An 11,566-nucleotide genomic window follows, 5' to 3' on the forward strand; every position below is an offset into this window, starting at 1 on the left:
CCGAGCAGCTCAAGGGCCTGCGCACCAAGAACGACGACCAGAAGACCGGCGTCGAGATCGTGCGCAAGGCGCTGTCGGCTCCGGCTCGCCAGATCGCGATCAACGCCGGTGAAGACGGCTCGGTGATCGTCGGCAAGATCCTGGAGAGCAAGACCTACGCTTACGGCTTCGACTCCCAGACCGGCGAATATGCCGACCTCGTCAAGAAGGGCATCATCGACCCGACCAAGGTGGTCCGTACCGCGATCCAGAACGCTGCCTCGGTGGCCGCGCTCCTGATCACCACGGAAGCCATGGTCGCCGAGCTGCCCAAGAAGGGCGGCGCCGGTCCGGCGATGCCCCCGGGCGGCGGCATGGGCGGCATGGACTTCTAAGGTCCAACGACCTCAAGAACTACGAAACCCCGGCAGCGATGCCGGGGTTTTTGTTTGGGGGGCAAACACTCTCCGCTCGTCATTCCGGGGCGCGCCCGCTTGGGCGCGAGCCCGGAATCCATAACCACTAAACTCAGTTGGCTATCCCCGGATAGAGATCATCCCAATTCGGGTTTTGCTCTTCGATCAGGCGCGTCTTCCAATCCCGCCGCCACTTCTTGAGTTCTTTCTCGCGGGCGATCGCCGTCGTAGGATCGTCGTAGATTTCGAACAAGACGAGCTTGTCGACGCCGTACTTCGTCGTGAAGCCGGGGACGGCTTTCGTCTTGTGCTCGTATACACGGCGCACGAGGTCGTTGGTCACGCCGATGTAGAGCGTGCCATGCTTCTTACTCGCGAGGATGTAGACGTAATAGGCCATTCCATCCGCCTGTGGTTATGGATTCCGGGCTCGCGCTTCGCGCGCCCCGGAATGACGACGGCCCTCACTCTACCTTGCCCAGCCGCTCCATGTGCGGCTCGCCGTCTTCGTCGAGCGACCAGAAGATGCGCGTCACCTTGCCGACGAGATTGTCCATCGGCACGAAACCGAACGTCGACATCATGCGGCTGTCGGTGGAATTGTCGCGGTTGTCGCCGAGCACGAAGAAATGGCCCGGGGGCACCGTGAAGACGTTGGTGTTGTCCAGGAAACCGTTGTCGAGGCAGTCGTTAGTGACATAGGACGCGCCGCTCGGCAGCGTCTCGCGCCAACGCTTGACCCTGACGCCGCCATCCCCACCGCAGGCGTTGTCGGCGAGCCCGTCCTCGAGCGCGACGCGCGTCACCGGCCGGTCGTTGAGGATGAGCTGGCCCTGCCGCATCTGGATGCGGTCGCCGGGCAGCCCGACCACGCGTTTGACGTAGTCGACCGAGCTGTCCTTTGCCGTCCGGAACACGACGATGTCGCCGTATTCCGGGTCGGCAGCAAAGACGCGGCCCGAGATCCAGGACGACGCGAACGGCAATGAATACCGGCCGTAGCCATAGGCATATTTGGCGGCGAAGACGTAGTCACCGACCATCAGCGTCGGCGCCATCGAATTGGAGGGGATGCTGAACGGCTGATAGAGGACGAAGCGAAACAGGATCAGCGGGGACCACAGCACCGGGACCAACAGGATCAGGATGACGATCACCTTCCATTCCCGCGATTGCGCTCGCGACGGCCGGATGGAGTCCTGAAGAATCGTCATGCGCCTGCCCTGATCAAACCCGTGGTCATCGCGAGATTACGCAACCTTCGCGCGCGCGCAATCCCGGCTCCGTGATTTTGGTCGCACAGGCGCGGTTCCGCGTTCATTGCAAGCGACGACGACGGATATGTGAAGGGCCGCCCGTGGGCGGCCCTTCGTTTCATGCGCTCTCGGGCGCCTTCAGGCGCACGAGCCGGGTCAGAAGGGCATCGAGGCCCTCGCCGTTGCCGGCGTGGAGATCGATGCGGCCGACCTTCTCGACCAGCCGCTCCAGCGACTCCAGCTCCTTGAGCCGCAGCAGCAGGGGGTTCTCCTCCATCAGGCGGGCGGTGTTCAGAAGCGAACGCGTCGCCGCGGTCTCCTCCTGCCGGCGGATCAGGTTCGCCTTGGCGACCCGCTCCGCCTCCACCACCTTGTTCACCAACTCCCGGATCTCGCCGGGCAGGATCACGTCCTTGACGCCGAGCTCGGTGACCTCGACACCGGACTCCGCGACGCGTGCCCGCACATAGTCGCGCAGCTCCGCATCCAGCGCCGCCTTCGCAGACAGCACCTCGTCCAGCGTCCGGCCCGCAACCGCCTCGCGGATCGCGAACTGCACCAAACGGTACAGCCACGCATCCACGTCGGGCACGGTCGCAACCGTCCGCTCGGGATCGACCACCTTACGGAACGCCGTCAGCGTCACCCGCAGCGCGATGCGATCCTTGGTCAGCATCTCCTGCGCGGTGATCTCGACCGCCTGGGGCCGCAGGTCGAGGCGCTTCACCTCGATCTTGCGGCCGACGGTCCAGAAGGCGTGCCGACCGGGCACGAGCCGCTCGACGAGCCGGCCCTCGACATAGAGCAGGCCCGCCTCGTGGTTCTCGACCACCGTCTCCGACGTCACGGCCGAGCGGTTACGCTCGATCATGGCCAGATGCCGCGCACCAACCCTGACATCGCTGGACACGTCGATGCGCTCGACATCGACGCTCGTTGCGACCTTCCAGTAGACGCGCACCTGCCAGGGCGTCATCAGATGCACGGGCCGGCCGTCGAGGCTGACGATGGCGATCTCGTCCGCCTTGGTCTCGACCGCCTCGAACAGTTCGGCGGCGAGATCAGGCCGTGCGGCCTTCAGCACCGCGTAGCGATCCGCAGAGAATTCGCTGCGGACCACATCGAGCACCTCGGCCTTGAGCTCGTGCAGGGGATCGAACAGACGATGCCTGCCGGGCGCGAGCACGCGCACGAGCTGCCCGTTGCGCGTGAGCAGCGCACGCTCGCCATCCTTGACCGTCACGTTCAGCATCAGCAAATGCCAGCCCTTGTTCGAAGTCATGGCACGCCTCCATCGTTTTGCGTCCGGCCGGATGCCGGACAACAGGTTTCGTTTGTAAAGGATTTGAGGACGCGGACGACGCTTCCTGAGAGATCGACGGACCGAGGCTTGAGCTCGCATGACGACGGGCGCACGCGCGCGATCGCGCGACGGATGTCGCGCGGCCGAGCGGAGCCACCCGGCATCAACGCAAGCGGTATCTACCCGCGGCGCAAAGCCGGTCTCACAGTGTCTAGGTTCGGACGGAAAGCCTTGCGGCAAAACGGCCGGACTGCGACTGAAGCGCGCGTCCGGTCCTCGTCAGAGGTGTCAGTTTTTCAGGCTGACCCGCAGCGCTGGAGCGGGATTCGAACCCGCGTCACGATGATTAAACGTCATCTGCTCTACCACTGAGCTATCCTTTGGTTGGTACAAGAAATCGGAATCGAACCGATGCCTCCGGATTTTACTCCGGCGCTCTCCATGAGCTACATCCTGCGTCTTCATTCGGCGGAACACGAAACCGGAGACCGGCTCGCGCCAGCCGGGATCTCAGAGAGCCCGGACACATGGCCTAGCGAAGGAGCGGGCTAATAGACCAGGCACGTTCGGGTTGCAAGGGGGAGCTCGAAGATTTTTCGACACAGCTTGCGCAGTGTGACGCGAGGATCACAGCGCCATGTGCATCAAGGACGCGAAGTTTCCTGGAAACACGCCCTCACCCAGTCGATCGTCACGCGTGTCGCGGGATCGCGCTTGAGATGGTTCTGCACCAAGAGCCAGACGTCGCGCCGCCTCGGCAGAAGCGTCGCGCGCAGGCTGCGGTCGGCGAACAGGCCTTCGCAGCTGTGCTCGGGCAGCACGCCGACGGCCTGATGCGACTGGATCAAGGTCCTGATGATGCGGACATTGTCGGTGATGCAGCGAACGTTCGTCACCCGCTTCGCGCGCAAGAACTGCTGTTCGGGAATGGTGTCGAGCTCATCGGGATAGATGCAGGCGACCGGCTCGCCGCCGGCGCGGTCGGCGGGCTCGAAGAAATACAGCCTGACATCGCCGAGCTTGGAGATGGTGAAGTCGCCCTTCTCCGGCTTGCGCAGGCGAATGGCGAGGTCGGCTTGCCAGCGTGAGAATTTGACGTTGCCGCTGGACGTCAGGAATTGCAGGGTCAGGCCGGGATGATCGCCCAGGAAGCTGCTCGCGTGCGGCGCCAACAACTCTTCGGCGACCGCGTTGGTCGAGGCGATGCGCAGGCGGCCGACCGGGCCGGGCTGGCTCTCCTTGATGCGGTCGATCGCCGCGACATGGGCGGCCATCGCGCCGACATGCTCGAGCACCGCCTCGCAATGGCGCGTCGGACGGCGCTGGCCGTCCACGGCATCGAACAGCAGCACGCCGAGATCGCGCTGGATGCGTGCGAGCCGGCGGCCGACGGTGGTCTCGTCGATGCGCAGCCGCGCGCTGGCGCCGGCATAGGTGCCCTCGTCCCTCACCGCGGCAATGATGCGCAGATCGTCCCAGTTCATCCCGGCGAGCCTAGCAGGCGATGCCGCGTCCTGCAAATCTGCAGCCATTAGCTGCAATAGTCCTGCACAATGGCAGGCCCATGCTGCGCTAAGGTGACGCCATCCGATCTCCCTGGAAGGCCTGACCAGCATGACCGCTCCCAAGACCCTGCTCGAACTCGCCGGCGCCGATCTCAATCCCCCGAAGCTCAACGAGGCCTGCCTCGTGCTGATCGACATCCAGAACGAATATTGCGCAGGCCCGTTGGCCCTTCCCGATGCACAGCCGGCGATCGCCGCGGCGGCGCGCCTGCTGGCGCGGGCACGGGAGAGCGGCGCTGCGATCATCCATGTCGCGCACAAGGGCCGCGCCGGCAGCCTGTTCGATCGCGAGGCGGCGCGCGGCGCGATCGTCGATCGCCTGACGCCGCAAGCAGGCGAGCCCGTGATCGAGAAAGCGCTGCCGAACTCATTCGCCGGCACCGATCTGCAAGCCCGGCTTGCCGCGACCGGATGCAAGAACATCGTGCTGGCCGGCTTCATGACCCACATGTGCATCTCCTCGACCGCCCGCGCCGCGCTCGACCTCGGCCTGCGGACGACGATCGCGGCCGATGCCTGCGCCACCCGTGACCTGCCGGATGGCCGCGGCGGCAGACTGGACGCCCGGACGATTCACGAGGTCGCGCTGGCCGAGCTCTCGGACCGCTTCGCGATCATCGCGCGCAGCGATGCGCTGATTTGACGGAGCATCCGATGCTGCAACTCTATTTCTTTCCGATGGCCTGCTCGCTCTCGAGTCGCATCGCGCTGATGGAGGCCGGTATCGAGGCGCAGTATCACCTCGCCCATATCTGGACCAAGCAGGTCGTGGACGACGGCAGCGATTTCCTCGGCGTGTCGCCGAAGGGCGCGGTGCCCGTCCTGGTGCTGGAGAACGGCGAACGGCTGACCGAGAGCGCGGCAGTGCTGCAATACATCGCAGACGTGAAGCCGACGGCGGGCCTTGCGCCGGCGTTCGGGGATCCCGATCGCTATCGCCTGCAGGAGTGGCTGAGCTTCATCGGCGCCGAGATCCACAAGGCGTTTCTGTTTCCGACCTTCTGGTACAAGGACGATGGCTCGCTCGCCAAGCCGCGCGTCAGAATCACGCAGACATTGTCGGTGCCGTCGTCGCATCTGGCGGAGCGCGAATTCCTCGTGGGTGACGGCTTCACCGTCGCGGATGCCCACCTCACCTGGGCCTTGCTGCTGCTCCGTCCCGCAGGCGTCGACATCGCGCAATGGCCGTCTCTGTCAGCCTATCTCGGGCGCATGCAGGCGCGGCCGGCCGTGCGGGAAGCGATCGCGAGCGAAATGGCCCTGCGCAAGGCGATGGCAGCGTGACCCGACATCACGGTCGCGAAATCTGATCGTTTTCCCGGCGAGGGCATTGAAGTCGGCGCGGCTTACGCTAATCTGGAGGGATATTTTTCGATATTTTCTTGGAAGGCATTCATGCGTGCTCTTTCCAGATTGTCCTCATCTTTATTTTGCCTGGGCCTCCTCGCCGGCTGGCTGTCTCCCGATACTGCATCTGCGGACACGCGCGTGGCATTGGTGATCGGCAACGGCGCCTATGCATCGACGGCGCAGCTGCCCAACCCGTCACACGATGCCGAGGACGTCGCAGCCTCACTCAAGCGCAGCGGCTTCGAGGTAATCCAGGGCATCGACCTGCGCCAGGCCGACATGCAGGATCTGACCATCCGCTTCGCGCGCGCCGCGAGCAGAGCTGACGTCGCCATATTCTATTACAGCGGCCATGCGATGCAGTACAACGGCGTGAACTATCTGATGCCTGTCGACGCCACGCTCACCGATGAGGCCGACCTGAAGCGCTTCGTGCGCGTCGACGACATCGTGAACGATCTGCAGCAAGCCAAGAACCTGCGCATCCTGGTGCTCGATTCCTGCCGCGACAATCCGCTGGCGGAAACTCTCAAGCGCTCGGCGACGCGGGCCGCCTCGATCGGGCGCGGCCTGTCGAAGGTCGAAGCTCCGCGCGGCACGATCGTGTCGTTCTCGACGCAATCGGGGCAGACCGCGGCGGACGGCGTCGGCCGCAACAGCCCCTACACGGCCGCGTTCCTCAAGCACATCGAAGAGCCGCAGGAGATCGGCGATGTGTTTCGCGACATCAGCAGCGACGTCTATGATGCCAGCGGAAAAACGCAGCTCCCGGAGCTGTCGCTGTCGATCATCGGCAAGTTCTACCTGAACGGACCGGTGTCGGTCACGATCGCACCCGCAGCTCCGCAGGCCGCGCCGCGGGCCGACCCGTGCGCATCCGCGGAGGCGCACTGGAAGGCTGCCGACACCATCGGCACCGTCAGCGCCTTCGAGGACCATCTGACGCGTTTTTCCAGTTGCAGCTTCGCCAGTCTCGCCAAGGCGCGGATCGAGGGCCTGAAGCAGAAGGTGGCGCTGGCGCCTGCGACCAATACCCGCGCCGGCGGCAGCAAGGACTTCGACGGCACTTGGGACGTGACGCTGAACTGCCCGGCTTCCGGCAAGGCGCAGGGCTTCACCAGGCCCCTCGCCGGCACCGTGACCAACGGCGTGTTTCACGCCGAGGCTCAGAACAAGGACGGCGTCAACCGCCTGGAGATCGACGGCCAAATCCAGGCCGACGGCAAGACGACGTTGAGCGCGCGCGGCACAACGGGGGCAAGCGCGTACACGCTCAACAACCTTGCGCCCGGCTCGCCTTACGCCTTTACGGTCGACGCGCAGTTCGATCGCACCCGCGGCACCGGCAAGCGCAACGAGGCGCGCGCCTGCAACCTGGTCTTCGTCAAGCGCTGATCATGCAGAGAAGTGAGCAGTGAGGCGCGCTGCGCCTCACTCCACCCGCGCCAGCACCGCGAGCTTGCGGATGCCCTTGTTGCGGTAGGCGTCGAGGAACGCGTAATAGTCCTTGAACGACACGCAGCCGTTGGAATCGCCGTTCGGCCCGAGCATGAAGGTGTGGGCAAGCAGGCCGTCGCGGCCGTAGATCGCGCTCTCGCCGCCGATCGGAGTCAGGCGCAACGCGGGCACGCCGTGGAACAGCGCTTCGCGCGGCTTCAGCGTGTAGATGTGCGGCGGCGTCACGCCGCGCATGCGGGTGCGCTGCGAGCGCGGATCGTCGAGACTGGAGCCGAGGCCGGAATGCGCCTCGAGCTTGGTGCCGTCGGGCAGATACACCGTCTTGGCAGTGATGTCGTAGACCGCGGTGTCACGCTCATAGGGCGGCGCGCCGCCGAACATCGGGTTCTGCTCCTTCGGCGCGATGGACGCGGTCACGCTGGCATCGGCCGAGGCGTAGGCCAGCAGCCCGCCGGACGGCTCGCGCTTGCCCCAGAGTTTTTCGACCATCGACTGCCGCGGACCGGTGATCGACATCACCGCGGCCTTGGCGCGATCGGCGAACGACTTCTTCGCTTCCGGTGCCGGCACGATCTGGGCCGGATCGGCCGAGGCGAGCTGCATCTGGGCATCCGGAGCGCGCTTGGCCTTGTCCCCGGTCTTGTCAGCGGTCTTCTCAGCAATTTTGGCCGGGGCCGACGGCTTCAGTGCTTCCGCGACCTTCGCGATCACGCTCTGCTTCGGCGCGTCCTTGGCCACCGCAACCTGGGTCGCTGGAGCCGCGCTGGCCGCGTTCGATGCCACGCCTTGGGTCGCAGCGGCAGCAAAGCGCTCGTTGAACATCTCACGCGAGATCGGGGCGGCGACCTGCAACCGGTCAGGCAGGAGCGCAAAAGCTTCCTTGATGGCGTCGCCGGCCTCGCGCAGCGCGACCTTGGGCGCACGCTTGATCACCGGCTCGTCGTAGCCAATGCCGCCGACGGTCGGATAGACGCTCGCGCCGAAGACGTTGCTGTAGATGGTCCAGCCGGCACCCATCACGACGCAGCCGATGGCCGCGGCGCCAAGCCAATTGGTCGTGGTCATTTTCCGGGAAGACTTCCGAAGAGAATTCTTGGACTTCCGTGCCGCGTTACTCTGCGCAGCGATACTCTTACTCATTCGCCTTGCGTCCAGGACGGTGTCACTCAGTCCCCCTTCGAAGTGCCGCTGGTCACGATCCGGAAACAGCATCTCGCAGAGGGTCGGAGCGTCATTAAGGCGACTTTTAGTTAAATGCGGATTAAGTTCGGGCAGATGTGCGACAGCTCGTTAGCGTCGTCCCATTTCGAGAAAAAAGCCCCCAGAACTACGGACTTAGCCGCGTCTGTTAACTATAATTCTCGGCAGGAGCGGCGCATTCAGCGATCGTTTCCCGCCGCCTCTCTAGGGCCACCCAACCAAGTCGTTTTCGTGGCCTTCGATACCCGGAAGATAGCGGGGAAGCGTTGCGCGAGGCTGGTGCGCCGGCCTTCCCGCCGGCGCGTGGGTGACACGAGAACGGCGGGCAAGATCACGCACATCACACAGCGCGCTCGGACCGCTCACACGGCGACCGCGCCCTGACCGAAAGTTGATCGCACCGCTCTGGAAAAGGCCTCGGCAAGAAAATAGCTCGTAAAGCGGCACTTTTCAGCAGCCTCTGCGTGTGATACGGCACCGTATCAACATCGCCTTGAATTGTGCCGGGCATGCAAACGGAGGCTGGCATGAGAAGGTTCGCGTGCGCCGGATATCTTGCTCTGGCGTCGTCGTTGTTGATGGGATACGCGGCCGCGCAGCCTGCCAATGCAGCTTGCACATCGTCGGCCTCGGCCGCGGGTACGCAGACCTGGCGCTGCGACAACGGCATCACCATCGTTGCAGAAAACGGCGCCAGATTTGAACTAAAGGACGCCAACCGCGACGGACATATTGACTCCGTCGAGTTGAGCAGCAAAGCCCTGCTGGTCGAAGTGCCCAGGAAGCCGGGCGGCAATCCCTTCAAGGTGCTGACGCCGCAGGCGATTGCCGCGGTGCGCGGCACCAGATGGGCCGTCGACGTCGCTGAGGCCAAGACCTCCGTCTTCGTCGCCGACGGCCGTGTCGACGTCAGCCGCAGGACTCGTGGGCGCGGCGTCGTGCTGGGCCCCGGCCAAGGCGTCGACGTGGAAGCGACCGGACCTTTGACGGTGAAGCAGTGGGGCCAGCCGCGCATCGACGCTCTCATGGCAAGACTTGGTCACTAAGACTTGGTCAATAGACCTCGGCCCACAGGCCCCGAAGAAAAAGAAGATTGCAGTACGACGTAATGACGAGACGCGTTCAGATCCTGGTGGCACTCGCCCTCACCGCGCTGTGGGGCGCGGGCATCTTTGCCGCGCACGCAGGCGGCCATCTGCGCTTTCTCGACCGCCTCGAAGCAACGCTGACCGATTGGCGAACACAGGTCCGCGGGGTGCAGCGTCCGCCCGATCTCGTCACCATCGTCGCGATCGACGACACCGTGGTGAAGCGCGGCGGCAGCTATCCGCTGCCGCGCGCCGATCTCGCCCGCGTCGTCGACACCATCGTGCAGTTCAAGCCGAAGGTCGTCGCGATCGATCTCCTGCTCGTCGACCGCAGCGCTGCGATCGGCGACGCCACGCTCGCAAACACGCTCGCCACGGGCCCCATGGTGCTCGCCGCCGCGGCGATCTTTCCTTCCGCCAGCGAAAACGTGGCGCCCGGCAGTGCAGGTCCCCTCGCCGTGCTGCCGCAAGCCGAACGTTTCCTGCTGCCGCTGCCAGCGTTCGCCGACCACGCCGAGGTCGGCATCGTCAATGTCGCGACCGGACAATCGGGATCGCCGCTCTCGGTGCCGATGCTGTTCCGGACCCGCGACAAGGTCGAGCTGTCGTTCCCGTTGCGCGTCGCGACGCGCGCGCTCGACAAGCCGCTGACGATCGCGCCGGATCATCTCATGCTCGGCGATCGCGCCGTGCCGATCGATACCGATTTCGCGCTGCCGATCACCTATTACGGTCCCCGCCGCACCATCCGCACCGTGAGCGCGCAGAGCATTTTCGACGGCACGCTCAATCGCGCCGCGATCGAGAACCGGATCGTCGTGATCGGCGCCTCGGTCGCCGGCGGCGGCGACTTCTACCCGACGCCGTTCGATTCCCTGATGCCCGGCGTCGAGGTGGTCTCGACCGCGATCACCCACCTCGTTTCCGGCGACGGCATCGTGCGCGACCATAGGGTCCATATCGCCGACGCGCTCGCTGCGATCCTGCTGCCGATGCTGCTGGTCGGCTTGCTGGCCTGGCGGCGTAGCGCGCTCGGCATCATGGCGGCGGCCGCGGTGATGATCGCCTGGGCCGGCCTCAATGCCTTCGCGTTCACGCATGGCGTCTGGCTGAATGCGGCAACCACGCTCGCCGCCGCGGTGCCGCCGGTTGCGATCTTTGCCGGTGTGCAGCTGTGGGCCGGAGGCCGCCGCACGCAATATCTCGCCGCCAAGAGCAGGTCTCTCGCACAATTCCAGGCACCGGCCGTGCAGGAATGGCTGGCGCGCGATCCGAATTTCCTGTCCAAACCGGTCCGGCAAGACGCCGCGATCGTCTTCATCGATCTCTCCGGCTTCACTTCCTTGAGCGAACAGATCGATCCGGACGCGCTTCAGGAGATCCTGCAGGCGTTTCACGCGCGGATCGACAAGGCCGCGGTCGATTGCGGCGGCATGATCACCGGCTTTCTCGGCGACGGCGCCATGATCCTGTTCGGTCTGCCGGCCGCGATGCCCGATGACGCCGCGCGCGCGCTCAAATGCGCGATCGACCTGCATCGCGGTGTCGAACACTGGATCGCCTCGCTGCCGTCAGCGATCGGCGGTCAGCTCGGCTTCAAGATCGGCGCGCATTTCGGCGAGATCGTCGCCTCCCGCCTCGGCGAAAGTCACCAGCACATCACGGCGACAGGCGACACGGTCAACGTCGCGAGCCGGCTGATGGAAGTCGCCGTCCAGAACGATGCACGACTCGCCCTGAGCAATACGCTGCTGGATACGGCCGACTTCCACGGGGCTCCCGACGGCGTCCTGTCCGGCCCACTGCTGGCCCAGGTCCGTGGCCGCTCCGGCGTCGTGACCGTGTGGTTCTGGCGGGATCACAGTGGGCCGGGCCAGGGTGCGACAAAGGCTGAGATGATCGACTGATAGTCGTTGCTATCGACCCAGCACTCGGCTGTCGTCCCCGCGAA

Annotated in this window: 11 protein-coding genes and 2 tRNA genes; 6 read left to right on the plus strand and 7 right to left on the minus strand. The window is 65.1% G+C overall.

Going from position 1 to position 11,566, the window contains the following annotated elements; all coding sequences use genetic code 11:
* Window positions 1-374 (plus strand): TCP-1/cpn60 chaperonin family protein (locus XI04_RS08215; RefSeq protein ID WP_271623557.1); only part of this gene is annotated, 374 nt, incomplete at its 5' end.
* Between the two features lie 133 nt (window positions 375-507).
* Here XI04_RS08215 and XI04_RS08220 read toward each other — a convergent pair.
* The 6 genes from XI04_RS08220 to XI04_RS08245 form a co-directional block, all read right to left on the minus strand.
* Window positions 508-795: a GIY-YIG nuclease family protein gene (locus XI04_RS08220; protein WP_028142934.1), complete on the minus strand. Its 288-nt coding sequence runs from the start codon at window positions 793-795 to the stop codon at window positions 508-510.
* A gap of 64 nt (window positions 796-859) precedes the next feature.
* Window positions 860-1,609, minus strand: a complete 750-nt coding sequence (gene lepB, locus XI04_RS08225; protein WP_028142933.1) for a signal peptidase I — start codon at window positions 1,607-1,609, stop codon at window positions 860-862.
* Between the two features lie 160 nt (window positions 1,610-1,769).
* Entirely contained in the window at window positions 1,770-2,933 is a 1,164-nt protein-coding gene (locus XI04_RS08230) for a slipin family protein (RefSeq protein WP_038948003.1), read from the minus strand.
* A gap of 336 nt (window positions 2,934-3,269) precedes the next feature.
* A tRNA-Lys gene (locus tag XI04_RS08235) sits at window positions 3,270-3,333 on the minus strand.
* Window positions 3,334-3,339: 6 nt separating this feature from the next.
* Window positions 3,340-3,411, minus strand: a tRNA-Leu gene (locus XI04_RS08240).
* A 187-nt stretch (window positions 3,412-3,598) separates the two neighbouring features.
* A complete protein-coding gene (locus XI04_RS08245; RefSeq protein WP_271608946.1) occupies window positions 3,599-4,438 on the minus strand; it encodes a LysR family transcriptional regulator in 840 nt (279 codons plus the stop codon).
* Between the two features lie 130 nt (window positions 4,439-4,568).
* Between XI04_RS08245 and XI04_RS08250 the strand changes: the two genes are divergently transcribed.
* From XI04_RS08250 to XI04_RS08260, 3 genes are all read left to right on the plus strand, one after another.
* Window positions 4,569-5,162, plus strand: coding sequence for a cysteine hydrolase family protein (locus tag XI04_RS08250; RefSeq protein ID WP_038948004.1), 594 nt, complete (start codon window positions 4,569-4,571; stop codon window positions 5,160-5,162).
* A gap of 11 nt (window positions 5,163-5,173) precedes the next feature.
* Window positions 5,174-5,803, plus strand: a complete 630-nt coding sequence (locus XI04_RS08255; RefSeq protein ID WP_271608937.1) for a glutathione binding-like protein — start codon at window positions 5,174-5,176, stop codon at window positions 5,801-5,803.
* 111 nt (window positions 5,804-5,914) lie between these two features.
* Window positions 5,915-7,264 (plus strand): caspase family protein, encoded by a 1,350-nt coding sequence (locus XI04_RS08260; protein WP_271608938.1) that lies wholly within the window; start codon window positions 5,915-5,917, stop codon window positions 7,262-7,264.
* 36 nt (window positions 7,265-7,300) lie between these two features.
* Here XI04_RS08260 and XI04_RS08265 read toward each other — a convergent pair whose 3' ends face one another.
* Window positions 7,301-8,392, minus strand: a complete 1,092-nt coding sequence (locus tag XI04_RS08265) for a DUF2778 domain-containing protein (RefSeq protein ID WP_212428681.1) — start codon at window positions 8,390-8,392, stop codon at window positions 7,301-7,303.
* Window positions 8,393-9,054: 662 nt separating this feature from the next.
* Here XI04_RS08265 and XI04_RS08270 point away from each other — a divergent pair.
* Window positions 9,055-9,573 (plus strand): FecR domain-containing protein, encoded by a 519-nt coding sequence (locus tag XI04_RS08270; RefSeq protein WP_271611507.1) that lies wholly within the window; start codon window positions 9,055-9,057, stop codon window positions 9,571-9,573.
* Window positions 9,574-9,635: 62 nt separating this feature from the next.
* Window positions 9,636-11,522 (plus strand): CHASE2 domain-containing protein, encoded by a 1,887-nt coding sequence (locus tag XI04_RS08275; RefSeq protein WP_271608940.1) that lies wholly within the window; start codon window positions 9,636-9,638, stop codon window positions 11,520-11,522.
* The last annotated feature ends 44 nt before the right edge of the window (window positions 11,523-11,566 follow it).

The organism is Bradyrhizobium sp. CCBAU 11430 (assembly GCF_028128855.1).
Classification (GTDB): domain Bacteria; phylum Pseudomonadota; class Alphaproteobacteria; order Rhizobiales; family Xanthobacteraceae; genus Bradyrhizobium; species Bradyrhizobium ottawaense.

Bases quoted from the DNA above. Each gene is read 5' to 3' on its own strand.
- XI04_RS08220 (WP_028142934.1), bottom strand. From the start codon at position 795: ATGGCCTATTACGTCTACATCCTCGCGAGTAAGAAGCATGGCACGCTC.
- lepB (WP_028142933.1), bottom strand. From the start codon at position 1,609: ATGACGATTCTTCAGGACTCCATCCGGCCGTCGCGAGCGCAATCGCGG.
- XI04_RS08230 (WP_038948003.1), bottom strand. From the start codon at position 2,933: ATGACTTCGAACAAGGGCTGGCATTTGCTGATGCTGAACGTGACGGTC.
- XI04_RS08245 (WP_271608946.1), bottom strand. From the start codon at position 4,438: ATGAACTGGGACGATCTGCGCATCATTGCCGCGGTGAGGGACGAGGGC.
- XI04_RS08250 (WP_038948004.1), top strand. From the start codon at position 4,569: ATGACCGCTCCCAAGACCCTGCTCGAACTCGCCGGCGCCGATCTCAAT.
- XI04_RS08255 (WP_271608937.1), top strand. From the start codon at position 5,174: ATGCTGCAACTCTATTTCTTTCCGATGGCCTGCTCGCTCTCGAGTCGC.
- XI04_RS08260 (WP_271608938.1), top strand. From the start codon at position 5,915: ATGCGTGCTCTTTCCAGATTGTCCTCATCTTTATTTTGCCTGGGCCTC.
- XI04_RS08265 (WP_212428681.1), bottom strand. From the start codon at position 8,392: ATGACCACGACCAATTGGCTTGGCGCCGCGGCCATCGGCTGCGTCGTG.
- XI04_RS08270 (WP_271611507.1), top strand. From the start codon at position 9,055: ATGAGAAGGTTCGCGTGCGCCGGATATCTTGCTCTGGCGTCGTCGTTG.
- XI04_RS08275 (WP_271608940.1), top strand. From the start codon at position 9,636: ATGACGAGACGCGTTCAGATCCTGGTGGCACTCGCCCTCACCGCGCTG.